Source organism: Lonsdalea quercina, from assembly GCF_900107885.1.
Taxonomy (GTDB): Bacteria; Pseudomonadota; Gammaproteobacteria; order Enterobacterales; family Enterobacteriaceae; genus Lonsdalea; species Lonsdalea quercina.
The window spans coordinates 36,220-62,410 of the sequence record NZ_FNQS01000007.1 but is presented as its reverse complement, the minus strand read 5'-3'; the positions used below and the strand labels follow the sequence as shown (position 1 = coordinate 62,410).

At 52.7% G+C, this 26,191-nt stretch carries 25 protein-coding genes and 1 riboswitch; of the genes, 10 read left to right on the top strand and 15 right to left on the bottom strand.

From position 1 onward, the window contains the following. Positions 1-96 precede the first annotated feature (96 nt). From BLU64_RS10945 to cysM, 4 genes are all read left to right on the top strand, one after another. On the top strand, positions 97-522 hold the full coding sequence (locus tag BLU64_RS10945; RefSeq protein ID WP_074728708.1) for a GNAT family acetyltransferase: 426 nt from the start codon (positions 97-99) through the stop codon (positions 520-522). Positions 523-679: 157 nt separating this feature from the next. Next, positions 680-1,270, top strand: a complete 591-nt coding sequence (locus BLU64_RS10940; protein WP_139171501.1) for an RpoE-regulated lipoprotein — start codon at positions 680-682, stop codon at positions 1,268-1,270. Between the two features lie 235 nt (positions 1,271-1,505). Beyond that, positions 1,506-2,405: a Dyp-type peroxidase gene (locus BLU64_RS10935; RefSeq protein WP_026742195.1), complete on the top strand. Its 900-nt coding sequence runs from the start codon at positions 1,506-1,508 to the stop codon at positions 2,403-2,405. Between the two features lie 46 nt (positions 2,406-2,451). Then, complete coding sequence (gene cysM, locus BLU64_RS10930; protein ID WP_026742196.1) at positions 2,452-3,339, top strand: cysteine synthase CysM; 888 nt, start codon at positions 2,452-2,454, stop codon at positions 3,337-3,339. 18 nt (positions 3,340-3,357) lie between these two features. Here the strand turns inward: cysM and BLU64_RS10925 are convergent, their stop codons facing one another. Further along, entirely contained in the window at positions 3,358-5,334 is a 1,977-nt protein-coding gene (locus BLU64_RS10925) for a MacB family efflux pump subunit (protein WP_074728706.1), read from the bottom strand. A gap of 3 nt (positions 5,335-5,337) precedes the next feature. Next, positions 5,338-6,540 carry an efflux RND transporter periplasmic adaptor subunit gene (locus tag BLU64_RS10920; RefSeq protein WP_026742198.1) on the bottom strand — a complete coding sequence of 401 codons (1,203 nt, stop codon included), beginning with the start codon at positions 6,538-6,540 and terminating at the stop codon, positions 5,338-5,340. Positions 6,541-6,724: 184 nt separating this feature from the next. On the opposite strand from BLU64_RS10920, the gene BLU64_RS10915 reads away from it, so the two are divergent. Together BLU64_RS10915 and BLU64_RS10910 are read left to right on the top strand one after the other, a co-directional pair. Further along, on the top strand, positions 6,725-7,405 hold the full coding sequence (locus BLU64_RS10915; protein ID WP_026742199.1) for a response regulator transcription factor: 681 nt from the start codon (positions 6,725-6,727) through the stop codon (positions 7,403-7,405). Beyond that, on the top strand, positions 7,405-8,769 hold the full coding sequence (locus BLU64_RS10910) for an ATP-binding protein (RefSeq protein WP_175527814.1): 1,365 nt from the start codon (positions 7,405-7,407) through the stop codon (positions 8,767-8,769). Before BLU64_RS10915 ends, BLU64_RS10910 begins: the two co-directional genes overlap by 1 nt. A 339-nt stretch (positions 8,770-9,108) precedes the next feature. Here the strand turns inward: BLU64_RS10910 and crr are convergent, their stop codons facing one another. The 5 genes from crr to cysZ form a co-directional block, all read right to left on the bottom strand. Next, complete coding sequence (crr, locus tag BLU64_RS10905; protein ID WP_026738656.1) at positions 9,109-9,618, bottom strand: PTS glucose transporter subunit IIA; 510 nt, start codon at positions 9,616-9,618, stop codon at positions 9,109-9,111. Between the two features lie 40 nt (positions 9,619-9,658). Next, a complete protein-coding gene (ptsI, locus tag BLU64_RS10900; RefSeq protein WP_026738657.1) occupies positions 9,659-11,386 on the bottom strand; it encodes a phosphoenolpyruvate-protein phosphotransferase PtsI in 1,728 nt (575 codons plus the stop codon). Positions 11,387-11,434: 48 nt separating this feature from the next. Next, positions 11,435-11,692: a phosphocarrier protein Hpr gene (gene ptsH / locus BLU64_RS10895; RefSeq protein ID WP_026738658.1), complete on the bottom strand. Its 258-nt coding sequence runs from the start codon at positions 11,690-11,692 to the stop codon at positions 11,435-11,437. A 426-nt stretch (positions 11,693-12,118) separates the two neighbouring features. Beyond that, positions 12,119-13,087, bottom strand: a complete 969-nt coding sequence (cysK, locus tag BLU64_RS10890; protein WP_026742201.1) for a cysteine synthase A — start codon at positions 13,085-13,087, stop codon at positions 12,119-12,121. 146 nt (positions 13,088-13,233) lie between these two features. Next, on the bottom strand, positions 13,234-14,004 hold the full coding sequence (cysZ, locus tag BLU64_RS10885) for a sulfate transporter CysZ (protein WP_026742202.1): 771 nt from the start codon (positions 14,002-14,004) through the stop codon (positions 13,234-13,236). A 220-nt stretch (positions 14,005-14,224) separates the two neighbouring features. Here cysZ and zipA point away from each other — a divergent pair, with 220 nt between their 5' ends. Continuing rightward, the gene (gene zipA / locus BLU64_RS10880; RefSeq protein WP_175527813.1) at positions 14,225-15,130 is read left to right on the top strand and encodes a cell division protein ZipA; all 906 of its coding nucleotides are present in this window, start codon (positions 14,225-14,227) and stop codon (positions 15,128-15,130) included. Positions 15,131-15,295: 165 nt separating this feature from the next. Here zipA and ubiK read toward each other — a convergent pair whose 3' ends face one another. Then, positions 15,296-15,589 carry a ubiquinone biosynthesis accessory factor UbiK gene (gene ubiK / locus BLU64_RS10875; protein ID WP_026742204.1) on the bottom strand — a complete coding sequence of 98 codons (294 nt, stop codon included), beginning with the start codon at positions 15,587-15,589 and terminating at the stop codon, positions 15,296-15,298. Positions 15,590-15,751: 162 nt separating this feature from the next. Beyond that, positions 15,752-15,918, top strand: a riboswitch (FMN riboswitch). Between the two features lie 127 nt (positions 15,919-16,045). Between ubiK and ribB the strand changes: the two genes are divergently transcribed. Further along, a complete protein-coding gene (ribB, locus tag BLU64_RS10870; RefSeq protein WP_026738663.1) occupies positions 16,046-16,699 on the top strand; it encodes a 3,4-dihydroxy-2-butanone-4-phosphate synthase in 654 nt (217 codons plus the stop codon). Positions 16,700-16,748: 49 nt separating this feature from the next. Here ribB and tehB read toward each other — a convergent pair whose 3' ends face one another. Further along, positions 16,749-17,612: an SAM-dependent methyltransferase TehB gene (gene tehB, locus BLU64_RS10865; RefSeq protein ID WP_074728702.1), complete on the bottom strand. Its 864-nt coding sequence runs from the start codon at positions 17,610-17,612 to the stop codon at positions 16,749-16,751. A gap of 247 nt (positions 17,613-17,859) precedes the next feature. After that, entirely contained in the window at positions 17,860-19,503 is a 1,644-nt protein-coding gene (fumA, locus tag BLU64_RS10860; RefSeq protein WP_026742207.1) for a class I fumarate hydratase FumA, read from the bottom strand. Positions 19,504-20,036: 533 nt separating this feature from the next. Between fumA and alkB the strand changes: the two genes are divergently transcribed. Further along, positions 20,037-20,693: a DNA oxidative demethylase AlkB gene (gene alkB, locus BLU64_RS10855; RefSeq protein ID WP_026742208.1), complete on the top strand. Its 657-nt coding sequence runs from the start codon at positions 20,037-20,039 to the stop codon at positions 20,691-20,693. A 72-nt stretch (positions 20,694-20,765) separates the two neighbouring features. On the opposite strand, the gene ydfZ is transcribed toward alkB, so the two are convergent. The 5 genes from ydfZ to BLU64_RS10830 all read right to left on the bottom strand — a co-directional run bounded on the left by ydfZ (position 20,766) and on the right by BLU64_RS10830 (position 24,856). Continuing rightward, a complete protein-coding gene (gene ydfZ / locus BLU64_RS10850; RefSeq protein WP_026742209.1) occupies positions 20,766-20,972 on the bottom strand; it encodes a putative selenium delivery protein YdfZ in 207 nt (68 codons plus the stop codon). Positions 20,973-21,147: 175 nt separating this feature from the next. After that, positions 21,148-22,347: a multidrug efflux MFS transporter gene (locus tag BLU64_RS10845; RefSeq protein WP_026742210.1), complete on the bottom strand. Its 1,200-nt coding sequence runs from the start codon at positions 22,345-22,347 to the stop codon at positions 21,148-21,150. A 177-nt stretch (positions 22,348-22,524) separates the two neighbouring features. Continuing rightward, complete coding sequence (gene queF / locus BLU64_RS10840) at positions 22,525-23,367, bottom strand: NADPH-dependent 7-cyano-7-deazaguanine reductase QueF (RefSeq protein ID WP_074728701.1); 843 nt, start codon at positions 23,365-23,367, stop codon at positions 22,525-22,527. Between the two features lie 4 nt (positions 23,368-23,371). Beyond that, positions 23,372-24,241, bottom strand: a complete 870-nt coding sequence (locus BLU64_RS10835; protein ID WP_026742212.1) for a queuosine precursor transporter — start codon at positions 24,239-24,241, stop codon at positions 23,372-23,374. Then, positions 24,242-24,856 carry a helix-turn-helix domain-containing protein gene (locus BLU64_RS10830; protein WP_026742213.1) on the bottom strand — a complete coding sequence of 205 codons (615 nt, stop codon included), beginning with the start codon at positions 24,854-24,856 and terminating at the stop codon, positions 24,242-24,244. 683 nt (positions 24,857-25,539) lie between these two features. Here BLU64_RS10830 and BLU64_RS10825 point away from each other — a divergent pair. After that, complete coding sequence (locus tag BLU64_RS10825) at positions 25,540-26,040, top strand: TIGR00645 family protein (protein ID WP_026742214.1); 501 nt, start codon at positions 25,540-25,542, stop codon at positions 26,038-26,040. The last annotated feature ends 151 nt before the right edge of the window (positions 26,041-26,191 follow it).

Below are 26,191 nucleotides of genomic sequence, written 5' to 3'. Positions count from 1 at the left end.
GATGAGGCGACAACCGCAATTTACGGTTGCGTCTGACGGGAATCACGCGATAATCAGAACTTACCTCATTTACTTGTCGATAATGGGTCGTGACCGATGGACATCCGCATATTCAGTCAAGATGACTTTGAAGAAGTGATCACTCTTTGGGATCGTTGTGATCTCCTGCGTCCGTGGAACGATCCGGAGATGGATATCGAACGTAAGATGAATCACGATCCCGATCTGTTTCTTGTGGCGGAAGTCAGCGGAGAGATCGTCGGCTCCGTGATGGGCGGTTATGACGGTCATCGTGGTTCGGCCTACTATCTGGGCGTTCATCCTGACTTCCGCGGGCGCGGCATCGCCAATGCGCTGGTCAGCCGGCTGGAAAAGAAATTGATTGCGCGCGGCTGTCCAAAAATCAATCTGATGGTCCGCGAAGATAACGATGCGGTGATCGGCATGTACGAGAAGCTGGATTATCAAACCGCAGACTGCATTACGCTGGGCAAACGCCTGATAGAAGATCAGGAGTATTAACCCCGGGATGATGTGTTGGCGCGGCATGCTATCTCCCACGGATTCGGTCTGACGGCCGCATTCCCCCGCAACGATTTTTACGGCACTTTCTGCTCACAGAAGACTCCAATAGCCATCTGCATGCAGGCAGGTGCCGTTTTTTGTTAAGGAGTTGGTTGTGATAACTGTTCGACCGCTATATTTGGCTCTTCCGCTGCTGCTGACCGGCTGCGGCACGCTTTCCCATTTTTCCTTGTCCAGCCTGTCGCCAATGAACTGGTTCGGCTCTTCGTTGACAGTCTCAGAGACGGGCGTCGGCGGTATCACCGCGGGAACGTCGATGTCTGAAGCCGAGCTTGATCGCGCCTTGGACGGAAATTACCGGCTGCGCGGCGGAATGGCGATGCATAACGGTAAGCTAATGGCGTTCTATGAAGGGTTGAAGGACGACCAGGTGAAAGTGACGATCAACGGTGAGCCGAAGCGTCACGTCAGTCAGGTGGATGTCATGGACGCGTCGGCCGCCAGCGTCTGGGGCGTTAAAATCGGTGACGAATTCAGCTCGCTCTATAGCAAGGCGTTTGAGGCTTGCCAACTGGGACAGGGCGACAGCGCTCGCGACGTGGAATGTGTCGCGCCGCAGAGCAAGCATGTGAGCTATCTGTTTACCGGTCGCTGGAGCGGTCCGGACGGGCTCATGCCGCCTGACGATATCTTGCAGCGCTGGAAAGTCAGCAAAATCATCTGGCACGCCCAGCCGCGCAGCTGATTCCCGCATCCGGCATGGGCGCTGCCGCCCATGCTTTTTCTGATTTTTTCAATCTATTCGCCGGTTATTTCCCGCATGACCTTTCTCTCTTTCTCTCAGCCGCGTTGCGGCCTGGGAAACATTTTGCGTTGAAGCAAAGCAAAATGAGTATTGCATCCGGTATCATAAGCGCGCTGGGTATTTTCGGAGCAAGATCGACAATACAACATACTGAATAATTAGAGGAATGAGAGAGATGACACCCATTCAAAGCGGTATTTTGCTGGAGCATCGCCGTTTTGCCATTTATATGGAAGCCAGAGTTCAGGGAGAATTTGATGCCATCCGGCAGGGATGCAAGAAATTTTGTCAGTCTCTGAATGAGTTACAGCAGCAGTTTCCAGAGGCCGGTCTGGGCGCGACGCTCGCCTTTGGTCACGATGTATGGCGCGAGCTGGATTGTGACGGCAGCGCCGCCGAACTGAAGCCGTTTACGCCGCTCGGGAAAGGACTGGCGCCGGCGACGCAGCGAGATATGTTGATCCATATCCAGTCGCTACGTCATGACGTGAACTTCAGCTTGGCTCAGGCGGCGATAGCCGCCTTCGGCAGCGCCATTCACGTCGAAGAAGAAACTCATGGCTTCCGCGGGGTGGAAGACCGAGACCTAAGCGGTTTTGTCGACGGCACCGAAAATCCACAAGGCGAAGATCGCCAACGTGTCGCCATTATACCCGACGGACAGCCGGGCGCGGGCGGCAGCTACGTTTTTGTACAGCGCTGGGAGCATAACCTGCGTCAGCTACAGCGTATGAGTACGGAAAAACAGGAACAGATGATCGGTCGCACCAAGCAAGAGAACGAAGAGCTGCCGTCCGATCGGCGTCCGGAGACCTCCCACCTTAGCCGTGTCGATCTCAAAGAAGACGGCAAAGGTCTGAAAATTTTGCGCCAAAGCCTGCCTTATGGCACCGCCAGCGGTAAAAAAGGACTCTATTTCATGGCCTACTGCTCTCGCCTGCATAATATCGAACAGCAGTTGCTAAGTATGTTCGGCGACCGGGACGGAAAGCGGGACGAGATGTTGCGCTTTACCCGCGCCGTGAGCGGGAGCTACTATTTCGCTCCGTCGCTGACGTGGTTACAGGCGTTGTAACTGCCGAAACGAGACGATCCTGACAGAGAGGAGGCAGGCAGAGGACGTGAAGACAGACGCGCTTGAACACTGCATCGGCAATACGCCGCTGGTCAAATTACAGCGATTGGCTCGCCACACGGATAGCGAGATCTGGGTCAAGCTGGAAGGGCAAAACCCGGCGGGGTCAATCAAGGATCGCGCCGCTTACGGCATGATCTGTCGGGCGGAGCTGCGGGGGATGATCTCCCCCGGCGACACGCTGATCGAAGCAACCAGCGGCAACACCGGCATCGCGTTGGCGATGGTTGCGGCGTTGAAGGGGTACCGCCTGCGGTTGCTGATGCCGGAGAACATGAGTCTGGAACGTCAGGCCGCTATGCGCGCATACGGTGCCGAACTGCAGCTGGTGAGCGCGGAAAAGGGAATGGAAGGCGCGCGGGACATGGCGCGCCGCATGGCGCAAGCGGGCGTGGGTTACGTGCTTGACCAGTTCAACAACCCGGACAATGCTCACGCCCATTTCGTCGGCACCGGCCCGGAAATCTGGCGTCAAACGGCGGGTCGCCTGACCCACTTCGTTTCCTGTATGGGCACGACGGGGACAATCACGGGCGTTAGCCGTTATCTGAAAAGTCAGCGTGACGCGATTTGCACCGTCGGACTGCAACCGCAGGCCGGCAGTCAGATCCCGGGGATTCGACGTTGGTCGCCCGGCTATCTGCCGGGGATTTACGAGCCGACGCTGGTCGACCGCGTTCTGGATGTTTCTCAGGAGGAGGCCGAGTCCACCACGCGCTCGCTGGCGCAGCAGGAAGGTCTGTTGTGCGGCGTGAGTTCAGGCGGTGCCGTGGCGGGCGCCCTGAAGATCGCCGCCGCTGAGCCGGGAAGCCATATCGTCGCGATTGTGTGCGATCGCGGCGATCGTTATCTCTCGACCGGCGTCTTTAACTGACCGCCGTGTCACCTTGGACTATTCCCTTTCCAATGCGTAGATAGGCTGCATGTTGGCGGCGCGTCGGGCGGGGAAGAAGCCGAAAATGACGCCGATCAGGCTGGAACAAACGAAAGCCGCGACGATAGAGGCGGGGGAATACACGAGAGAGAAGCTGCTGACCAGCAGGCCGAATACCCAGCCGCCCAGCATCGAGACCGCGACGCCCAGCAGCCCGCCGCACAGGCAGACCAGCACCGCTTCAATCAGGAATTGCTGCATAATATCGCTGGTACGCCCCCCCACCGCCATCCGTACGCCGATTTCACGCGTTCGCTCCGTGACTGAAACCAGCATGATATTCATCACGCCAATCCCGCCGACAATCAGTGAAATCACCGCAATCAGCGATACCAGCAGCGTCAGGGTAGCGCTGGTTTGCTGGATGGTTTGCCGGATGCTGTCGGTGTTCATCACGAAGAAGTCTTTATTGCCGTGCTGGCGCGTCAGGACTTCCGTGATGCCTTGCTCCGCCACGCTCAGATCGATATTGTCTTTGACGCGAACCGTGATGCTGCGCAGATAGGACTGTCCGACCAATCGCCACATCGCGGTCGTGTAAGGGACCCAGACATTCAGGTTTTCATCACTTCCGAAGCCACTCTGCTGGCGGGTCGCTACGCCAATAATCCGGCAGGGCAACGTGCCGAGCAGAATGACCTGTCCCAGTGGATTTTCCCCATGAGCGAACAGCTTATCGCGCGTGTTCTGGTCGATAACCACTTCTTGCGCCAGTGTGTCGATACTGCGGGAGGGGAAGGATACCCCTTCCGAGAGGGTATAGCCGCGCACGGTGAAAAACTGTTCGCCGACGCCGTTCACGGTGGAGGAGACCGACACGTTGCGATAGCGCAGCGTTACGCTGGAGGAAAGCAGGGGAGTGATGCTGTGGACGTAAGGCTGTTCCGACAGCGGTTTGATGTCGCTGGCCCTCAGCGTTTGGATCGCGCCTGACCGCATATCGCCAAAGTCTTTGCCGGGAAAAATTTCCAGCGTGCTGGTCCCCATCGCGTTGATGCTATCCAGCACCTGCTGCTGAGTGCCTTTACCCAGCGCCACGACCGACACCACCGACGCGATGCCGATGATGATGCCCAGCATGGTCAGAAAGGTACGCATTCTCTGTGCGTTCATTGCACGCAGCGCCATTTTGAACGCGTTGATAAAGCGATCACACCACTGGGACATCGTGGGTCTGGCGGACAGAACGGCGCCTTGGGCGCCGGTCACCGCCGGGCGTGAGGACGGGGAGGGATCGCTTCGTGGTGCCTCGTGTTGATGGTCGCCGATGATTTCACCGTCACGGATTTCGATAATGCGCTCCGCCTGCCGAGCCACCTGCATATCGTGTGTGACGATGATGATGGTCTGCCCCTGCCGGTGCAGCTCCTTCAGGATCGCCAGCACTTCATTTCCACTGGCGCTATCGAGCGCGCCGGTCGGTTCGTCCGCCAGAATGACGTTGCCGCCGTTCATCAGGGCGCGGGCAATGCTGACACGCTGCTGCTGGCCGCCGGAAAGCTGGTTAGGCGAGTAGTTTAGACGTTCTTCCAGCCCCAGCCGGGTCAACAGCGCGAGCGAACGTTGCTGGCGTTCATGGCGTGCTTTACCGGCATAGATGGCCGGGATCTCCACGTTGTCTTGTACCGTCAGGTCGCCCAGCAGATGATAACGCTGAAAAATAAAGCCGAAGTGTTCCCGCCGCAGCGCGGCCAGACTGTCGTTATCCAGCGCCAGCGTGGACGTTCCCGCCACGAGGTAGTCGCCCTCACTGGGTTTGTCCAGACAGCCCAGGATGTTCATCAGGGTGGATTTTCCCGAGCCTGACGCCCCGACGATGGCGACCATCTCACCCGATTGGATCGTCAGATTAATGTCTTTCAGGACGTCGACGGTCTTCTCTCCGTTGGCGAAACGGCGAAAGACATGGCGCAGGTGCAACAACGGTGTCGTCATGGCTCAGAACCCCATCGGCGGCCTGCCCGGACGGCTGCCGGTCGTGCCGCCCTGTTGGCTGACAATCACCTGTTCGCCGGCGTTGACGCCGGAGGTGAGCTGGACGAAGACGTTGTCGCTGATGCCTGTCGTCACCGCCCGTGATTGGATGTCTCCCTTTGCGCCGACCACCTGTACGGATGTCTTCCCGTTGTCGTTATGCAGCGCGGTCATCGGGACAACCAGCGCGTTCTTGACGGTATCCAGCAGGATGTAGACCTGTGCCGTCATCGAGATTCGCAGGATCTCTTCGGGGTTGTCGACATCGAACAGGCCGTTGTAGTACACCGCCGTGGTGGATGAAGTCGAGCTGCTACTGCTGCTGGCGCTACTGCTGCCGGTAGATGTGGTATCGGAACTCAGCGATTCTGGCGCTGGTTCGATGGCGCGTAGCGTAGCCTGATAGCGTTTATCCGGATCGCCGAGAATGGTGAACCAGACCGACATGCCGGGCTTGACTTTGATGACATCCGCCTCCGAGATCTGAGCTTCGATCGTCATGGTCTTGAGGTTCGCGACTTTTGTAATGGTGGGCGTGCTCTGCGCGGCATTCACCGTTTGTCCCTCTTCGACCGGAATGGCGACGATGGTGCCGTCAATGGGAGAGAGGATGCGGGTATAGCCTAAATTGACCTGCGCCGTGCTCACGGCGATTTGAGCCTGGATGATTTGCGCGTCCAGCGCGTTAATCTCGGCCTGTGTCGCATCTAGCGTCGCCTTGGCGCTGTCGTAATCCGATTGAGCGCCGACGCCTTTTTGCATCAACATTTTCTGGCGCTGCCAGCTAATCTGATTATTTTTCAGTACTGCGAGCTTGGCCGCGCGCTGTGCCTGCACGTTTTTCAGCGCAGCCTGGCTATCTTTGAACGCGTTCTGCTGAGTCAGGTCGTCGATTTCGGCCAGCAACTGGCCTTTGGTGACCTTGTCGCCCAATGAAATCGGCAGTGTCTTAATTTGCCCCGAGGCTTGCGCCCCCACGCTGACCAGCTTTTGTGCTTCTATGGTGCCGTCGGCCAGCACGGTTTTTTCCAGATCCCGAATGGCGACGGGGGTAGTAATATAGTTAACTTTGCTTTCTGGACGCAGTAAATAAAGCGAGAGCAGGGCAAGAAGAATAGTGAACAATATAATTAAAATTAAGCGGATGGGCCGTAAACGGAATTTCATCAAAACTTCAGTGTCCTTAGTAAGGCCGAAGACATAAAGCATAGTAAAGACACCAATTTACTCTATTTATCGCAAGCGCCACGTCATAATTGTCTAAATAAAAAGTAAGTAATCTGTAAATACAGCTGCGTAAGATACTGGCACAATTGAGAATAGGTTTCATACGAACATACGGGAACAAATGATGAAAATTTTACTGGTAGATGATGATGCAGAGCTGGGAAGTATGCTGTGCGAATACCTGACGGCCGAAGGGTTCAACGCCGAGCAGGTGCTGACCGGTCAAGAGGGTGTTGACGGGGCTATGTCCAATCAGTACACCGCCATGATTCTGGACATCATGCTGCCGGACATGAGTGGAATCGATGTGTTACGTCAGGTCAGGCGGAGTCAACAGTTGCCGATTATCATGCTGACGGCGAAAGGCGACAACATCGATCGCGTTATCGGCCTGGAGATGGGCGCGGATGATTATGTTCCTAAACCTTGCTACCCACGGGAATTGGTAGCGCGACTGCGGGCGGTGTTGCGTCGTTATGAAGATAAACCGGAAAAGACCAGTGAAACGGGGACGGTCACGTATGGCGAGCTGATGCTGAATACCTCTACTCGCAACAGCGAATGGCGCGGTGAGTCGTTCGATCTTACGGCTTCCGAGTTTAATCTGCTGGAGCTGTTGATGCGCTCACCTGATAGGGTGGTGACGAAAGATGAGTTGTCGGAGAAATGCCTAGGGCGCCGGCGCGAAGCGTACGATCGCAGCGTAGACGTTCACATCAGCAATATTCGACAGAAACTCAGCGCGTTGGAAGGTAGCACGTTAACCATTGAGACAGTGCGTAGCGTCGGCTACCGGATCCGATAATGATGCAGGGAAGACTTTTCTGGAAGATCCTGATCGGTCTGTGGCTAACGCTGATCGTGATTTCGCAACTGCTGTGGGTAGGCATTTCTTTTTATGGCGATCGCGATGTTCCTCCTGAAATAAGACTGGGGCGGCACGTCATCTCGTTACAGATGACGCTGGCATCTCAGGCTTTGCAGCGCGGTGGGATCGCTGCGCTGGATGAGGAGATGTCGAGCTGGCCTGAAAGTGAACGGCACTATCTTACGGTCTCCACGCAGAATACGTCGGATACCGTACAGCCGCAGGATGACAATGGTGAGCCTCTGCTGCCTGACGATATGGTTGAAGGCAATAACCCTGCCAGGCCCTTACAGCGGGTCACCGGTCCAGATCACCAGCATTATCTTCTGCGCTTCGATATGGATAAGCTGAGACAAGAGTTCCGTTTTGGGCCTCCTGCATTGCAGCGATTTTTGCATATTCCCGGTCCTATCCTGTGGATTGGTGCTATCAGCGGGTTGCTGTTTAGCGCGATGATGGCCTGGAATCTTGCCCGGCCCCTTAACCAGCTGCGAGCGGGATTTGGTCAGGTCGCGCAAGGCAATCTTTCCGTGCGGCTGCCGCCGGCGATGCGTCGCCGGCATGATGAGATCAGCGATGTGGCGCGAGACTTCGATTCGATGGTGGAGCGTCTGGACGTGCTGGTCAGTGCGCGGGAGGAACTGCTTCACGATGTTTCTCATGAGTTGCGATCGCCGTTGGCGCGTCTGCAATTGGCTATAGGGCTGGCTCGGCAAAACGACAGTAATGTGGAAAGCTGCTTACAGCGTATCGAGCGCGAGGCGGAGCGGATGGACAAGATGATAGGCGAGCTGCTGACCTTGTCTCGCACCGATAACGCGGAGATTAACCAGGAAATTAACGAGGAGTATTTCGACCTGCTGGGGCTGGTAAACGCGGTGGTGAATGATGCCAGGTACGAAGCGCAAATACCGGGTGTTGAGATCAACCTCAATGCCGGTGACTACGAGGACTACACCCTCAAGGGCGTATCGGAGCTGATGCGTCGCGCGCTGGATAACATTATCAGAAATGCGCTCCGCTTTTCTTCTATGGGAGAGGAGGTCACAGTGACCTTGAGGAAAAGCGAACGCGAGTGGATTATCGATGTCGCTGATAGTGGTCCCGGAGTCGAAAAGGGTAAACTTTCCAGCATCTTCGATCCGTTTATACGCATAGATTCTCCCCAGTCTGGCAAAGGTTATGGGCTGGGACTGGCCATTGCCCGTAAAGCCGTGCTGGCTCACGGCGGGCGTATTGAAGCGATGAATCGGGAGCCTAGAGGGTTACTGATTCGCATCAGCCTGCCACGTTGGAAATAGGGGCGTCCTGCCTATTTCCGCGGCATTTCGCCGCTGTTATGGCCATCGGCCCTCCGCTCTCTGTGGGGGCCGATCTCCCCGCCATCGCCTCTTTGAAAGGCATATTCTTTGTCTTCCGTTGTGCCCATTCACCCTCATCGACATCACCCCCTTTGCTCTGAACTTGATGCGGTGCGCCAACAGGGCGCCAGATGTCTCGTACAGGCGGAGAAGTCAGGAGATTGGTGCGGAGGCGTGATGGAATATGGATGAGCGAGGTGGGGCGCTGGCGGAGATGATAGAGGACGGGGCAATAAAAAACGGCGCCTAAGCGCCGTTGATGTACAAACCAAGCCGTTGTTATTTTTTGATGCGAATAACCGGCGTTTCGCCGACGACAACAGAACCACTCAGTTTGGTCAGCTCTTTGATTTCATCCATATTGGAGATCACAACGGGCGTCAGTGTAGATTTGGCTTTTTCTTCCAGCAGCGGCAGATCGAATTCGATGATCGTGTCGCCTTTCTTGACGCGTTGACCTTCTTCAGCGATGCGTTTGAAACCTTCGCCTTTCAGTTCAACGGTATCAATACCGAAGTGAACGAACAGCTCGATACCGCTGTCGGATTCGATGGAAAAAGCATGGTTGGTTTCGAAAATTTTACCGATGGTGCCATCTACCGGAGCAACCAGCTTGTTTCCGTTTGGTTTGATAGCAATACCGTCACCGACGATTTTCTCGGCGAAAACAACATCAGGCACATCTTCAATGTTCACGATCTCGCCAGACAACGGGGCGATGATCTCAATGCTGCCGGTATCTTTTTTATCATCAGAAACCAGAGACTTCAGTTTATCGAACAAACCCATGATTCTCTCCTAAGCTTTAATATTGGGCCAGCATGGCGGATCAGCAAAGCGTCTTTTCTTTAATGAACCGGTTTACCAGATTGCTTAACTCTTCCGCTGTCGGTTGGGCTAATGCCTGCTCCGCCAGCGCCTTCGCATCGCCGTAATTGGCATTACGGATGATTTTCTTGATACGAGGGATTGAGATGGCACTCATGCTGAATTCATCCAGACCCATTCCCAATAACAGTAGTGTAGCACGTTCGTCACCGGCGAGCTCTCCACACATCCCTGTCCATTTGCCTTCTGCGTGAGAAGCGTCAATCACTTGCTTGATCAGGGTTAACACTGCTGGGGACATCGGATTGTAGAGATGAGAAATCAGCTCATTACCGCGATCTACAGCCAGAGTATACTGGGTTAAGTCGTTTGTCCCAATACTGAAGAAGTCCACTTCCTTGGCCAGATGATGGGCGATCGTGGCTGCAGCCGGTGTTTCCACCATGACGCCGACCTCGATGGTTTCATCAAAGGCTTTACCTTCTTCTTTCAGCTGCGCTTTCAGCATTTCCAGTTCAGCTTTCAGCGTACGTACTTCCTCGACGGAAATAATCATCGGGAACATGATACGCAGTTTGCCGAAGGCGGAAGCACGCAGGATAGCGCGCAGCTGTGAATGCAGAATTTCTTTACGGTCCAGACAGATACGGATCGCGCGCCAGCCCAGGAACGGGTTGTCTTCTTTCGGCAGGTTCATATACGGCAGATCTTTATCGCCGCCGATGTCCATGGTACGAACGATGACTGCTTGAGCGCCCATCGCTTCCGCAACGGCTTTGTATGCCTGGAACTGTTCTTCTTCAGTGGGCAGCGCATCACGATCCATAAACAGGAATTCGGTACGGTACAGACCAACGCCTTCCGCGCCGTTACGCTCAGCGCCAGCGACGTCGCGCACGGTACCGATGTTGGAGCAGACTTCAACCTGATGTCCATCCAGCGTGACCGCTGGCAGATCTTTCAGTTTAGCCAGCTCTTGTTTTTCGGAGATGAACTGCTGCTGAACTTCTTTTAGCTTATCGATGATGTCCTGGCTCGGATTCTGGTAGATGGTGTTATTCACGCCGTCCAGGATCAGGAAATCACCGGTTTTAACCTGTTGAGTCGCATCTGAGGTACCCACAATAGCCGGCAGTTCCAAAGAACGTGCCATGATGGATGTGTGGGATGTCCGGCCGCCGATATCGGTGATGAAGCCCAGCACTTTTTTCAGATTCAACTGAGCGGTTTCAGACGGGGTCAGGTCGTTAGCAACCAGAATCACCTCATCCTGAATATCGCCCAAATCGACAATATTCATGCCGAGAATGTTTTTCAGCAGGCGCTTGCCGATGTCACGCATGTCGGCAGCGCGCTCCTTCAGGTATTCGTCATCCAGTTCTTCCAATGCTTTGGCCTGGTTTTCAATAACAGAAGAAGCCGCCGCGTCTGCGGATGCGTGGTCATCTTTAATCAGGGATATGATTTCCTGCTCGAACTCTTCATCTTCCAGCAGCATGATGTGGCCTTCGAAAATAGCTTCTTTCTCTGGCCCCAGTGTTTCCGCTGCTTTGTTTTTGATCGCTTCCAACTGCTGTGAGGCTTTCGCCCGGCCAGCCAGAAAACGCTCGACTTCCTGATCGACCTGTTCCGCAGTGATTTTTTTCCGGTTGATGACGATCTCATCGTCTTTCAGTAACAGCGCCTTACCAAAAGCAATCCCGGGTGATACTAATATACCTGAAATCATAACCCTACCTTACTTAATACTGATGTGCACTAAAGAGACCGGCTGCTGTTACTCAAGCTCAGCCATCAGTTTAACCAGATGCTCAACGGCTTTTTGTTCGTCTTCGCCTTCAGCGGAGATCGTGACGACTGTGCCCTGAGTCAAGCCGAGGGTCTGTAATTTGAACAGGCTCTTAGCGCTGGCGCTTTTACCATTGGAGTTGACGGTGATGTCAGAAACGAAGCCTTTGGCTTCTTTAACAAACTGAGCGGCGGGACGGGTATGGAGGCCATTCGGCGCGGTAATAGTTACTTCTTGCTGGAACATTCGGTTTTCCCCAACTTATTGGATTAGATAAATGTTGTGGAACTAAAGTCTAGTTTATCGACTGAACTTTAGCCTGTTTGGTTAACTCCCTGCGCATGTTACAGGGGCAGGCCGGGATGCGGCAAGGAACGCCTAAGCATTACCTTGAATACAATATCAGTAAACCACCCTGAGAGTTCAACCATCGTCACACAGATGAATCAGAATACCGTTCGGAGACTCGATTCGCGTTGCGCTCAATCATAAAATTTTCAGAGGGTGGAGACAGATATTAATTTCACGCATCAAAATAATTGTCCGGTTAAATACTAAACCTGGGCTGGAAATGCAATCCACCACACTTGCAAACTTTGACATGGCCCACAAAAAAAGCACCCCGAAGAGTGCTTTTTGTAACATGCTTATTACTTATCCGTGGCTTGTTAGTTACTGCTGAAGTTCTTGCTCGGTGAATACATCGGCGAACAAAGCGGTACTCAAATAGCGCTCGCCGGAAGAGGGCAGGATGACCACGATGGTTTTGTCTTTAAAATCCTCTTCTTTCAGGAGGTTAAGTGCCGCGGCAACGGCTGCTCCGGATGAAATTCCCGCCAGAATGCCTTCTTCCTCCATCAGGCGGCGTGCGTTGCTGATGGCATCTTCATTACTAATACGTTCAACGCGGTCGACCAGTTTCAGATCCAGGTTATCTGGAATGAAACCTGCGCCAATGCCCTGAATCTTGTGAGGACCCGGCTTGATTTCTTCGCCCGCGAGGGCCTGAGTAATGACAGGAGAGTCTACGGGTTCAACCGCGACTGTCGTGATAGCTTTGCCCTGGGTATTTTTAATGTAGCGGCTGACGCCCGTTAAAGTACCGCCTGTGCCGACGCCCGCGATGAAAACATCGACTTCGCCGTCCGTATCTTCCCAGATTTCCGGCCCGGTGGTCTTTTCATGAATTTCCGGGTTGGCGGGGTTACTGAACTGCTGCAGCAACAGGTAACGCTGAGGATCGCTGGCGACGATTTCTTCGGCTTTGGCGATAGCGCCTTTCATGCCTTTCGCGCCGTCGGTCAGTACCAGGTTCGCTCCAAGCGCTTTCAACAGTTTACGTCGTTCGATGCTCATGGTTTCCGGCATCGTCAGCGTTAATTTGTAACCTCGGGCGGCAGCCACGTAGGCCAAAGCGATACCAGTGTTGCCGCTAGTCGGTTCGACCAGTTCTACGCCGGGCTTCAGAACGCCGCGTTTTTCGGCATCCCAAATCAGGTTGGAACCGATACGGCATTTAACACTGAAACTTGGGTTGCGAGACTCCACCTTAGCGAGGATGCGTCCATTACCTATGCGATTCAGCCGAACCAGCGGCGTATGGCCGATTGTGAAAGAATTGTCTTCGTAGATCTTGCTCATAGCCCGTCCTTTAAATAGCTGTGTGTAATTTTCGTGAACGCTAGAGAGAATACCTTTTCAACACTTTCAGTGAAGTAAGCAATCGCTATATCGTTATGTTTTTAGGAAATATATTTTCATAATATCCCGACCCGAGTCAGCGAGGTTTATTTGGCTTTCAACACGTTGGATAAATGCTGGTAACGATCTACCCACAGCGCCGTTGCGCCGCATACGGCGACGGGCATGATGATCAAGTTCAGCACAGGAACGATCGTGCACAGATTGACTAGCGCGCCGAACTGCAGATTGCTCATTTTGTGCTGTCGTAAAGTCTGGCGCATGACCGGGAAACTGACCTTATGATTATCGAACGGATAATCGCAATACTGCACCGCCAGCATCCAGGCGCTGAAGATAAACCAGAGGATAGGCGCGACCGTTTGACCTATGCCCGGTACGAAATAGAGTAAAAACAGCACCAGCGCTCGAGGTAAATAATAGCCAAGTTTCTGTACTTCACGTCGCATGATACGCGGCGTGTCTCTAGCGATGCTCCATATACCGCTGTCCGGCAGAGCGACGCCGGTCAACCGTGCTTCTAACTGTTCAGCCAGCAGTCCATTGAAAGGCGCCGCGATGAAATTGGTCAACGTGCTGAAAAAATAGCCGAAGACCAAGAGGATGGATATGACTGCTAGAGGCCAGAGCAGATAGCTGAGCCACTGCAGCCAATCAGGAATATGGCTCATCAGTTGAGGAATCCAACTGTTTAGTTGCTGGAACAGCCACCAAAAGGCGCCGCCCATCAGCAAAATATTGACCAACATAGGCAGGATGACAAATCGCCGGATTCCCGGCAGCGAGAGCAACTGCCAGCCTCTTACGAAATAGTGGAAACCGCTGCGAAGGTTCTGGCTTTCTTGGGCGTAAGGCATACTCTTGTTCTCATTGTTCTTTGAAGATGGCGGCATCATATCGAGACGATATTGTGCTGGCTAGCCCGCTTTTGCATGAAAAAACAGCAAAAAAGTGCGCACTTCCTATCTTTATTGTCATAAACTGTCGGCCAGACTTGCACTTGTGTACACGGGCAAATACAGTTAGTGATATATGTATATGCCATAGTGGCAATGTATTGGAATAACTGGGATAGCAATGATGCAGGACTTGCGTCTGATATTAATCGTTGTTGGCGCGATCGCTATTATAGCACTGCTGCTGCACGGCTTGTGGACCAGCCGTAAAGAGCGTTCGTCCCTTTTTCGCGATCGTCCTGTGAAGCGTTTGAAGCAGGATCCGGAAGAAACGCCGTTCGAGGCGCTGGATGAAGGCGTTGGAGAAGTACGGGTCAAGCCCGTGCGCCCGCAAAAAAGTACGCCCCCTGCGACTCGTTCGCCAGCGAGCGCTTCAGGGCGTGCCGTGGACGATCCTCCGTTGACGTCTCATGAACCGACATCATCTTCAGCAAATTATGATCCGCTGTTGGGTGAAACGGATTCTGCGGAACAGTCTCGCATCGATGAGGCCGAGCGTGAGCTTGCGGCAGACACGCATTCCGATTCGGAAACGGTGGCGGAGCGTGAAGCCAAAATGGCAAGCCTGCAGGAAGCGGAAGAAGAAGCGGCTCCCGCTAATGAAGCGCCGGCAGCGAAAGAGGCGGTATTGGTGGTGCATGTCGCTGCACATCAAGGCGGCGTCATCGGCGGGGAACTGCTGCTGCAGAGCGTTCTTCAGTCGGGTTTCCAGTTCGGTGAGATGAATATTTTCCATCGCCACGTTAATCCCGCTGGCGGCGGTCCGGTGTTGTTCAGTTTGGCGAATATGGTCAAACCGGGTTCTTTCAATCCTGACGACATGTCGGAGTTTTCGACGCCGGGCGTGTCAATCTTCATGATGGTGCCGTCTTATGGTGACGCTGGCCAGAATTTCAAACTCATGCTGCAATCAGCGCAGCGCATCGCCGACGATGTCGGGGGCGTAGTATTGGACGATGAGCGCCGCATGATGACGCCGCAAAAGGTTGAGGTATACAAATCACGTATCCGCGAAGTACTCAGCTAACCGTTCAGTGTTATCGTGTTTTCTAACGATACACAGTAAAAAGCCTCCGCTTGCGGAGGCTTTTTCTTTAGGCTTGAATTCGCTTAAGTTGCATGACTACCCGTTTTCATCATTGAAGCACATAAATGCCCAACCCGCTTTTCCCTAAGCGACGGCGGTGAACCGTTATTCTTGCGCTTGTGTTGCCGGCGGCTCAGCTTTGGGGTCTGTGGTCGAGGCTGACTTGGCTTCCAGCTCGTCCAGTCGTTGTTCCAGTCGAGTCAGTTTTTCACGCGTACGCAGCAGAACCTGCGTTTGAACGTCAAATTCTTCCCGGTTGACCAGATCCAGACGGGATAGCTGCGACTGCAGAACCTGACGGATCTTTTTTTCCATATCCTCGCCGAGTTCCCGAATCCCTTTGGGCATGGATTCGTGCATCTGACGGGCGATTTGCTCTATCTTTTTAGGGTCAATCATAATGATTTTCCTGATGGGTTAGACGGAAAAAGTGCTGCTATTGGCTAAGTGTAATGCCTCCCAGGCATTGTATAAACCTAAACCGCCCAGCATAGCTGGTTATTGATGATGAGAGTCTTTATACCCGTTGCCCCTGCAAATCGTTAGCGTTATAGTAAACCCGCTTATTCTCAGGGCGGGGCGTAATTCCCCACCGGCGGTAAACCAGTCCATACACGGTATGAGGTTGGAAGCCCGCGAGCGCTCAGACTGTCGTATTAGGTTTGAGGTCAGCAGATCCGGTGAAATTCCGGGGCCGACGGTTAAAGTCCGGATGGGAGAGAGTAACGGTATCCGTCAGGCTGAGCCTGCCCGCGTTATTTTTTTAGCATTGATCGCATTTCCATGCCGTCAGTGCCACTCCTCAAGTTAGCCCTGATTCTGGTAATCCATAGAAAATAGTGAGGGTTTTTTACCATGAATCAGACTTTGCTTTCTCAATTTGGTACACCGACCGAGCGTGTTGAACGCGCGCTTGAAGCGCTGCGTCAGGGACGTGGCGTCATGGTGCTGGACGATGAAAATCGTGAAAACGAAGGCGATATGATTTTTTCTGCCGAACATATGACTGTCCAGCAGATGGCGCTGACCATTCGTCACGGCAGTGGGATTGTTTGTCTGTGCCTGACTGAAGAGCGTAGACAGAAACTGGAATTGCCGATGATGGTCGAGCATAACTCCAGCCACTATCAAACGGCTTTTACGGTGACAATCGAAGCGGCTGAAGGCGTGACGACTGGCGTGTCCGCAGCGGACCGCCTGACTACCGTGCGTGCAGCTACGGCCGACGATGCCCGTGCCAGCGATCTGAATCGTCCCGGTCATGTTTTCCCTCTGCGTGCTCAGCCTGGCGGCGTACTGGTTCGCGGCGGCCACACTGAAGCGACGGTCGATCTGATGACGCTGGCTGGCCTGAAGCCGTTTGGGGTGCTGTGCGAACTGACGAATGACGACGGTTCCATGGCGCGTGCGCCGGAGGTGATCGCCTTTGGTCAGCAGCATGATATGCCGGTCCTGACGATCGAGGATCTGGTGGCTTATCGCAAGGCAGTTGAACTGAAAGCCAGCTAATCGTGCTACCGATCAGTGCCTTATGCCGGGGCGGTGCCCCGGTTATGTTTTAACGCGGTTTACGCGCGAGCAGCGTGGCGAAACGCAGTTTGATTCGCTTACCATCCGTATCTGTTTTATGCAATTCCCCTACATCCTGATTGTATTTCACAATCTCCCACCCTTGGTAATAGCGGCGCAGCTCGTCCTCTTTGAACGTAAACGAAAAGGGCAGCGGGCAGGGGGAATCCTCGGTCGACATCGCCGCGACAATCAGGTTGTACCCCCCGTCGACGGTCTGGTGCTGCATATTCTGGATAATGGCCGGTATACGTGAACGCTCGAGGAACATCAATACAACGGTAGACAAAATCATGTCGTAGGCGTCATCAATGTCGGCGAGATTAATATCATGCTCACGTGCCCGAATACCCTCGAGATGCTCTTGCTCAATGATGCTGTTCAATGCGTGGATACTTTCAGGACTTTTATCCCATGCGGTGACATTCCAGCCTTTCTGATGAAGGTAAAGTGCATTACGTCCGCGGCCGCAGCCGAGATCCAATGCCTTGCCGCTACCAAGATTACGCAGGGCATCAACGACCTCCGAGTGCGTACGAGTCAGGCCATACTTCTGATGGAAATAATCGTCAGGATGGCAGTATAAGCTTAGTTGACAGAGCATGTCGTCGGAGCAGGTCTCAATGCGGTAGCGTTGCTGCGGTTGAATATAAGGGGATGAGTACTGTGGGGAAAGACGGTGTGTCGAGAGGGCCTCATCGTGTTCCGAGAGCATCGTCAGCGTTAACTCTCCTTTTAACACCGCCAGTTTGGTCCAGGTGGCATCCTGAGCGTTGATTTCCTCTCGGAGCGCCGTTTGTAGTGTCCCGCAATCCCATACCGGCAGCTGTCTGTAGCACATCAATGCGTTCATCATGATCTCAATAGCATAGCGAAAGCAATTTCATCATTGTATCGGCAGGATACGTCGAAAACCACGAAGTTACTTTTTGAATGCATCAATGGTTGGGAAGTCATTTAAGGCCAGATGAGAAAGCGTCAAAAAACTAGAAAGGGATGATACAGGGAGAAAGTGCGAACGCTAAATGAGGAATCGGGGGGAAGCCTATCGCTTCCGCCCCGGAGTGCCTGACCTGTATTAGTGTCAGAATAACGTGCTATCAGCCGCAGCGGTTGCAGGCCTTGGCCTGAATCTGCTGGAAGAAATCATTGCCCTTGTCATCCACCAGGATGAATGCCGGGAAGTCTTCAACCTCGATTTTCCAGATCGCTTCCATACCCAGCTCCGGATATTCGACGCAGGTCAGACTCTTAATGCTGTTCTGCGCGAGGATCGCGGCAGGACCGCCGATACTGCCGAGGTAGAAACCACCGTGTTTTTTACAGGCGTCGGTCACCTGCTGGCTGCGGTTGCCTTTTGCCAGCATGATCTTGCTGCCGCCGTGGGACTGGAGCAGGTCTACGTAGGAGTCCATACGACCCGCAGTAGTCGGACCCAGAGAGCCGGAGGCGAACCCCGTCGGCGTTTTGGCCGGGCCTGCGTAGTAAATCGGATGATCTTTGACGTACTGAGGCAGGCCTTCGCCATTGTCGATACGTTCTTTCAGCTTCGCATGGGCTATGTCGCGTCCCACGATGATGGTGCCGCTCAGGGACAGACGAGTAGAGACCGGATACTGAGACAGCTCGGTGAGGATATCATCCATCGGACGGTTGAGGTCGATGCGGACCGCCTCGCCTTCGCCAGCCTGACGCAGATGTTCCGGAATGTATTTGCCGGGATTCTGCTCCAGCTGTTCCAACCAAATACCGTCACGGTTGATTTTGCCTTTGATGTTACGGTCGGCGGAGCACGATACACCCATACCGACCGGGCATGATGCGCCGTGGCGCGGCAGGCGGATGACACGAATGTCGTGCGCGAAATATTTACCGCCGAATTGTGCGCCCAGGCCCAGATTACGGGCTTCTTCCAACAGTTCCTGCTCCAGCGCGGTGTCACGGAAAGCCTGACCGTGTTCGTTACCTTCGGTCGGCAGCTCATCGTAATAATGCGTTGAGGCCAACTTGACGGTTTTCAGGGTGGTTTCCGCCGAGGTGCCGCCGACGACGAAAGCAATGTGGTACGGCGGGCAAGCTGCGGTGCCCAGCGTGCGCATTTTTTCCACCAGGAAGTTTTTCAGTTTTCCCGGGGTCAGCAGCGCTTTGGTTTCTTGATACAGATAGGTTTTATTGGCAGAACCGCCCCCCTTGGTGACGAACAGGAATTTGTACTCTTCGCCTTCCGTGCTGTAGAGATCAATCTGAGCGGGCAGGTTAGTGCCAGTGTTGACCTCTTTATACATATCCAACGGTGCGTTCTGCGAGTAGCGCAGGTTGTCTTCGATGAAGGTGTTATAGACGCCGTGCGACAGCGCTTCCGCATCGTTAACGCCGGTCCAGACGTTCTGGCCTTTCTTGCCGACGATAATGGCGGTTCCGGTATCCTGACAGGTCGGCAAAATGCCCTTGGCGGCGATCTCTGAGTTGCGGAGGAATTGTAGCGCGACATATTTGTCGTTTTCACTTGCTTCCGGATCGCTCAGAATGTCGGCGACCTGCTGCTGGTGGTCGGGACGCAACATGAAAGACGCATCGTGGAAGGCTTGCTGAGCGAGCAGCGTCAGTCCTTCCGGCGCGATTTTCAACATGTCCTGACCGTCGAACTGGGTTACTGAAACATAGTCACTGGAGAGTAAGCGATACTGGGTTTTATCTTTACCGAGGGGAAATGGCTCTTGGTAATGAAAAGTTTTATTCGACATTGGTTTCTCACTTAAGGCCGTATAGTTTATGAATTCGTTCAGTTTTATCGCCCTGGCGGCGTGTTTGCGCAGTCTTAATCATTAGAACGGTGCGTTTCGTGCTGCGACAAAAATAATAGACGCTACAATGTTATGGTTTTATTTCCACGAGTGCTACGTATGAGAGGCACATTATTATTAATCTCCGTCATGTTTTCATGGAAAATAACGATAGGGTTGTTTCATTCGGTGAGAATTCAGTCTAATGCGCGTCATTAAATAATATTTAAGTTAATTAATTTATATAATTTATATAAATAAGGGGCGATAACGCGCGTCAAAAAAATATCAATGCGCAAGCGAGTTATGCATTTTCATTATTACTCTTCCACAAATGTCCCTCTATTTTATTCCATAAAATCCGCATAATAGTTCGATCCCGGTTTTGAAAATGTGCCTTCTGCGTCAGCGTCTAGGCTTGATTTCAAACATGTCTCTGTTTGCATTCGGAAGATCGGGCAGAGCAACGCCCCTTCACTCAGAGAGGAATACCTATGAACTTCGATCTGTTTGCCGATGAGCAACCCGAGCGCCGTACGGAGATTCTCGCGCCGGGAGCCGTGGTGATGCGTGGCTATGTCTGGGACGAGGCTGACACGTTATTAAACGATATCAAGCGGGTGAGTGATTCAGCGCCTTTTCGGCACCTGACAACACCGGGCGGATATGGCATGTCCGTGGCCATGAGCAACTGTGGGCCATTAGGATGGGTGAGTGATGAGCGAGGCTATCGTTACGACGCGTGCGATCCGCTTTCCGGCCGCCCTTGGCCCGAGATGCCGCCTCTCTTCCATCAGTTGGCGACGGCTGCGGCTGAAGAGGCCGGATTTCCGAGATTTCAGCCCGATGCTTGCCTGATCAATCGCTATTCACAGGGAGCGCGTCTGTCACTTCATCAGGATAAGGATGAACGCGATCTTGAGCAGCCTATCGTTTCGTTTTCTCTGGGTTTGAATGCCATTTTTCTCTTTGGGGGAAGGGAACGTAGCGATCCGTGTCAGCGTGTACTGCTTTCTCATGGCGATGTGGTCGTTTGGGGTGGGGAATCTCGGTTGTTTTACCACGGTATTCAGCCGCTGAAATCGGGACCTTTACCCAGCGGCATGCCGGGGGAATATCGGTTCAACATGACGTTTCGCAAGGTTCGCTAAAGCATGGGAGAGCGCATGGCGCGGGTCAGCGGGTACAAGCATCGGGCGTCGGATGCACCCGATGCGGAGAGATTAGGCTTGCCCCAGGCGCATGAGTTCTTCCGGTGCAAAGAAGCCGTTCAGGCCTTTCAGTTCAACGCATTTAGCCTTACGTACCTCTTCACGTTTGAGGTTTTCCACATGGATAGCGGCGACGGTACCTACGGCGCGGGAGCCATCCTGCATGACTCGACAACCGATGCTGAGCGGGTTTCTATATCGATCATACGCTGTGTACATTTTTTGCCTCCATCGCTTTGACGACCTACAACGCGAACGATCCTACTGCTCAGTAATACAATAAACCATATGATTGGCATGGTTATAGCTAATGACTCTATAGATCAGAAGGCTTGTGACGGATCGCGTTAAAAAACAGAATGAACGCACAGGTGTGCGTTCATTCTGTCGGCCGTTAAGACGTCGCGTTTTTGGGCAGGCGCTTAAAGCTGCAGATCAATTGAACCGCGTTGATGATGATGAGCAGCGATGTCACCAAAAAGACCCAGCGGTACCCCAACGTGGCAGAAATACCGGAGCCGAGCAGGGGACCGACGACATTCCCCAGATACATGCAGGACTGGTTATACCCGAAGATGCGTCCGGTCACCTGCTGACTGCTGTATTTCACCAAAAGCGCCTGCACGGCGGGCAATAATGCGCCGTCGGCAAAACCCAGGATAAAGCGCAGTATCCCCAATTGGGTCGCACTTTGAATGGTCGACATCAGGAAAAACAGCAGTGCGCTGAACAGTAGCGCGACGATGAGAATGCGTTGTGAGCCAATACGGTCGCCGAGTTTGCCCAGTCGGGGGGCGGACATTAGCGCCGACACGCCGGGAACCGCGGCAATGACCCCGCTGATGAAAGCGATATTCTCGATGTCGGGGGAAAGCTCGCGGATGAACAGTGTCAGTATCGGGCCAATGGACCCGTTGGCCATCTGTATCATCATGGTGGTGATGCAGAGGCTGACGATCAGCATCGGATAAGGCAGGGACGCGAAGACGGCCTTACCGGACAGCCGGTCGGCTTTGCTGACTTTAACGAAATTCTCTTTAATCGCGAATAGCGTAATCAGGAAGGAGATAAACAGCAGGCCGGACGTCACGAAAAAGACCGTTCGCAGACCCAGGTGGTCCGCCATGAACCCCCCCAGCATCGGGCCTATCAGCACGCCGGAGACTTGACCGGTGGAAAGTGTGCCCAATGCCCAACCGCTACGGGCGCGGGGTACCTGAGAGGCGATCAACGCCATGGCGTTGGGAATATAGCCGGAAGTCAGTCCCATCAAGGCGCGAAGTAGGAAAAGATGCCAGACGCTGGTCGCCATTCCTTGTAACCCCATGACGATCGACATCCCAAGCGCGGCGCGCAGCAGCATCAGCCTGCGCCCTTTACGGTCGGCCAGGCTGCCCCAAAGAGGCGCGACGATGGCTGAAATCATGAACGAAGAACTGAAAATCAGCCCGGACCATAGGTTGAGAGACGCGTGATCGCGAACGCCGAGTTGCTCGATATACAGCGGCAAGAAAGGCAGGATCTGGCTCATGGCCATGCCGGTAAAAAAGCACCCTACCCAAGCGGAGAAGAGGTTAAGTTTCCATTTTTCCATAAGGTCAGGACATGAAGTGGCTTAGACTGGGAATAATCAGTATGGCCGTTTTACCCGCATCGTGAAATGGTTTTTGTATATCAAAGGATAACCAATAGGCAAAAAAAAGCGCAACCGAGGAGAGACGAAGGGGGAAGATTACGCCGCCATTTCAGTCAGAACAGGCGGCGTGAAGCCTTACTGACGAACCAGTCGGCCGACTGCGTGACTGTCTTCAAAGTTACTGCGGAATGGGTTGATATCCAAACCGCCACGCCGCGTATAACGCGCGAAAACCGTCAGCTTCTGCGGCTGGCAGTAGCGTTGAATGTCGTTGAAGATGCGCTCGACGCATTGCTCATGGAACTCATTGTGCTGGCGAAACGAAATCAAATAGCGCAGCAGGCATTCCGGGTCTATTTTTTTGCCTTCATAGTTAATCACCACGCTGCCCCAGTCTGGTTGGTAGGTCACCAGACAGTTGGATTTCAGCAGGTTGGAGCTGAGCGTCTCGCTAATTATCGGTGCATTTTCGGAAACGGCGTATTTCAGATATTCCGGGTTAAACGAGTAGTCGTTCACTTCGATATCCAGGTCATCGATAACGGTGCCTGGCAGGCCGTCAATCTGCGCTGGATAGCCGCTCAGACCGGGATAAATATTGACTTTAACCTGGCCTTGCGCGGCGGCCGAGAGGTCGGTGACCAGCGTGGACAGCAGGGTTTCAATATCGCGCATGCGTGTTTGGTTAAAGCTGTTGAGGTAAAGCTTGAATGACTTGGATTCGATCAGGTTGACTGAAGAGGCTGGAACCTGAAATTCGGCAATCCCCACCATTGGCTTGCCTTTCTTGTTGAGCCAGGACAACTCAAAAGCCGTCCACAGGTCATAGCCCGTGAAAGGCAGATCGGCGTCAGTCAGGCCGACCAGCTCGCGCCCATTGGCGCGAGGCAGCGCTTCCAGCAGTTCCGGATCGTATTGATCGGGATAGTTGGAGCGAACGCCAAGATGTGTGATTTTATCGTTTTCCGTGATATGCATAAGATCATTTCCTTGCCGGAGCGGCGTTGATATATCTTCTGAACAGTTTTCGCGTGCCGTAAATCGGGCCGACGCCCAGCACAGCATAAACGACTTTGATCATGAATTGAGACAGAATCATGGTTTTAATGACGTCAAAACTCAGCACATTATAGAACGCTACGGTACAGAAAATAACGCTGTCTACCGCTGATGCGGTGATCGTGCTGGTGATGACGCGAATGAACAGATAACGCGACTTTGTCATGATTTTAATTTTATATAGAACATAAGCGTTGACGTTTTCAGAAACCAGATAGGCAAGCGAAGACGCCACCAGCACCGCCATGATGCTGTGCACGATACCGTTATAGGTACGGTCATACTCCCACTGTGGCAGCCCTGGGATCAGGCTTGTGACCCAGAGGCCAAGGACGAAGGCGAGATTGGCAAAAAAGGTGATGAAGATCGTTCGCCTCGCCAACTTCAGTCCATAAAATTCGTTGAGGATATCCACCAGAATAAACGTAATGGGGTAGACGAAAACAGCGGGCGGCACCACCATGTTCAGCGCGGGCACGAATACCGGCTTCACCCCGGCAATGGTCGAAAAAATGTAAATAACGCTCAGCGCAATGCTGATGAGAAGATAGGCGTGCCAGGAACGATCGTTGCGGTCGCTGATATCGTAGACGGTAGTGATGTCTTTGCTGTTGTAGAGCTTTTTATATAAGGCATTGAGCTCATGGCGGCTGAAATCATCGGAGATTTCGTTATCCACTAGCTCTTTCAAATCCATACTGATGGTTTTTCCTGTGGCCAGTACCATAATATTGGCTGATAATTCGCCGCTATGATTAAAGCCCAGTAGTTTGAACTTTCTGTTGGATTCCATTTACAGTCTTTCCTCTATGATATAGCCCAGCAGTACTACATTGCTGGATCTTTTCCTTTCAAATGAGATGCTGCCTTCTGATGGCTGAATAATAAAACCTTCAGCCTGCGAATAGCATAGTAAAGGGGTATCAACTACCAGGGCTGGCGGACGTTTAATAATAATGACATCGTTCGGTGAAAATTGGTCACTAATAGTCGATTCAACTCTCATCGCTAAAATATTCGATTCTTCGCCGAAAAAATAGGTGAGCGGATATTGAATGACTAGTTGACCTATTTTCTTATCTTGTGATGCTAATAAATCAGATTGAGGAATAATGGGGATCGCGGCCGGATTTTTATTACCTTCATAGGAAAGGGTATTATTAATCTGCTCGATCTTTTCCAGATCGTAATCTTCTATTTCCTCACACGACAGGCCGAAAAAATCGGAAATACGATTCACGGTTGATTGCTGTACGTTATTCACGCGGCCATCAAGAATTTTGTAGATAGTCGTGCGGGTCACACCGGTGCGGTTTGAAAATGACGCTTTCGTTTCCCCGCGCGTTCGCATCAAATATTCAATATTCTTGATGATGTTTGTTTTACGTTGAGCATTCGTTGTTTTCATAGACATCCTTTACGCAATAACGCCTCTTACCCGTTTATCTTACGCTAAAACAACGTTTGTCCGCATCCAGAGGGGCGTAATTTCTTGTCGAATTCGGCGGTTAAACCATCCTGCGAAAATCATCACCCATTCACTATCTTTGTCATTATTATTCTCCTATCGATAAGTGAACACTATAGTTTTATTTGCGTCAACTTATCTGTTGACTAAACGATTTTGGCTGCGTTACTGTTCTGAAAAGCGCTGATGGATATACACGGTGCATGCTGTTGTTGCCTCTTTTGACGGTAATGATTGATTAGAAAGTTATTACCGTGATTTTTTGATTAGAACCAGAGTCATACTAATTCCAACACCAGGGAACTTAGGTGAGAATAAATGAAGAAAATTTCATTCGAAATCTATTGGGCGGAAATTATTAGCAATGCAAATTATATGGCGCGCAGTCTTGAAGCAGGCAGCGCGGTAATATAATGGCTTGGCTCTCATTGCTATTCTCGCCTTATATCAACCTTTCCCCGTCATCCTTGGTTCGGCTTATGTCCGAAGTGGATACCGGCGGCACCGCGCTCTAGAATGATTCATGAGGCGCCTTGTCAGCGCCAATTCGTTCACAAGGAAGTCACACCGAAACGCGAATTTTCGCTATTATGCTTTCTTTCTACCTGCGACAGATGAGTACTATGGAACGTTTTCTTGAGAATACGATGTATGCCGCCCGGTGGCTGTTAGCTCCGGTTTATCTTGGTTTATCGCTGGGGATGCTCGCGCTGACCATTAAGTTTTTTCAGGAGATCTGGCATGTTCTGCCCAACATTTTTTCCGTGGCGGAATCTGAACTGGTCCTGACGCTGCTGTCGCTCGTGGATATGACCTTGGTGGGAGGCTTGCTGGTCATGGTGATGTTTTCAGGCTACGAAAACTTCGTCTCGGCTCTCGATATTGACGAGGGCAAAGAGAAACTGAGCTGGCTGGGCAAGATGGACTCCGGTTCGTTGAAAAACAAAGTGGCGGCTTCTATCGTCGCCATCTCCTCCATCCATTTACTGCGCATATTTATGGATGCCCGCAATGTCGCCGATAACAAGTTGATGTGGTACGTGATTATCCATCTGACTTTTGTGTTGTCCGCATTCGTGATGGGGTATTTGGACCGACTGTCGCGTCGGGACAAAGACCACTAACACCCGGCGCTATGCGTTGCCCGTCATGCTAGCGATTACCCACAGAATCAAGCGCGTTGGCTACGGCGAACCGCCTCTGTGGCGCGCGGCTCCTCTCCAAATCATTTTGAGTGTTTTGTCACAACTCTATATTGTTACCGGTAACATGTTA

Excerpts from the sequence above, each read along its gene's own strand:
- BLU64_RS10945 (WP_074728708.1), top strand. The coding sequence starts at position 97 with ATGGACATCCGCATATTCAGTCAAGATGACTTTGAAGAAGTGATCACT.
- BLU64_RS10935 (WP_026742195.1), top strand. The coding sequence starts at position 1,506 with ATGACACCCATTCAAAGCGGTATTTTGCTGGAGCATCGCCGTTTTGCC.
- BLU64_RS10925 (WP_074728706.1), bottom strand. The coding sequence starts at position 5,334 with ATGACGACACCGTTGTTGCACCTGCGCCATGTCTTTCGCCGTTTCGCC.
- BLU64_RS10920 (WP_026742198.1), bottom strand. The coding sequence starts at position 6,540 with ATGAAATTCCGTTTACGGCCCATCCGCTTAATTTTAATTATATTGTTC.
- BLU64_RS10915 (WP_026742199.1), top strand. The coding sequence starts at position 6,725 with ATGAAAATTTTACTGGTAGATGATGATGCAGAGCTGGGAAGTATGCTG.
- BLU64_RS10910 (WP_175527814.1), top strand. The coding sequence starts at position 7,405 with ATGATGCAGGGAAGACTTTTCTGGAAGATCCTGATCGGTCTGTGGCTA.
- crr (WP_026738656.1), bottom strand. The coding sequence starts at position 9,618 with ATGGGTTTGTTCGATAAACTGAAGTCTCTGGTTTCTGATGATAAAAAA.
- ptsI (WP_026738657.1), bottom strand. The coding sequence starts at position 11,386 with ATGATTTCAGGTATATTAGTATCACCCGGGATTGCTTTTGGTAAGGCG.
- ptsH (WP_026738658.1), bottom strand. The coding sequence starts at position 11,692 with ATGTTCCAGCAAGAAGTAACTATTACCGCGCCGAATGGCCTCCATACC.
- cysK (WP_026742201.1), bottom strand. The coding sequence starts at position 13,087 with ATGAGCAAGATCTACGAAGACAATTCTTTCACAATCGGCCATACGCCG.
- cysZ (WP_026742202.1), bottom strand. The coding sequence starts at position 14,004 with ATGCCTTACGCCCAAGAAAGCCAGAACCTTCGCAGCGGTTTCCACTAT.
- zipA (WP_175527813.1), top strand. The coding sequence starts at position 14,225 with ATGATGCAGGACTTGCGTCTGATATTAATCGTTGTTGGCGCGATCGCT.
- ubiK (WP_026742204.1), bottom strand. The coding sequence starts at position 15,589 with ATGATTGACCCTAAAAAGATAGAGCAAATCGCCCGTCAGATGCACGAA.
- ribB (WP_026738663.1), top strand. The coding sequence starts at position 16,046 with ATGAATCAGACTTTGCTTTCTCAATTTGGTACACCGACCGAGCGTGTT.
- tehB (WP_074728702.1), bottom strand. The coding sequence starts at position 17,612 with ATGAACGCATTGATGTGCTACAGACAGCTGCCGGTATGGGATTGCGGG.
- fumA (WP_026742207.1), bottom strand. The coding sequence starts at position 19,503 with ATGTCGAATAAAACTTTTCATTACCAAGAGCCATTTCCCCTCGGTAAA.
- alkB (WP_026742208.1), top strand. The coding sequence starts at position 20,037 with ATGAACTTCGATCTGTTTGCCGATGAGCAACCCGAGCGCCGTACGGAG.
- ydfZ (WP_026742209.1), bottom strand. The coding sequence starts at position 20,972 with ATGTACACAGCGTATGATCGATATAGAAACCCGCTCAGCATCGGTTGT.
- BLU64_RS10845 (WP_026742210.1), bottom strand. The coding sequence starts at position 22,347 with ATGGAAAAATGGAAACTTAACCTCTTCTCCGCTTGGGTAGGGTGCTTT.
- queF (WP_074728701.1), bottom strand. The coding sequence starts at position 23,367 with ATGCATATCACGGAAAACGATAAAATCACACATCTTGGCGTTCGCTCC.
- BLU64_RS10835 (WP_026742212.1), bottom strand. The coding sequence starts at position 24,241 with ATGGAATCCAACAGAAAGTTCAAACTACTGGGCTTTAATCATAGCGGC.
- BLU64_RS10830 (WP_026742213.1), bottom strand. The coding sequence starts at position 24,856 with ATGAAAACAACGAATGCTCAACGTAAAACAAACATCATCAAGAATATT.
- BLU64_RS10825 (WP_026742214.1), top strand. The coding sequence starts at position 25,540 with ATGGAACGTTTTCTTGAGAATACGATGTATGCCGCCCGGTGGCTGTTA.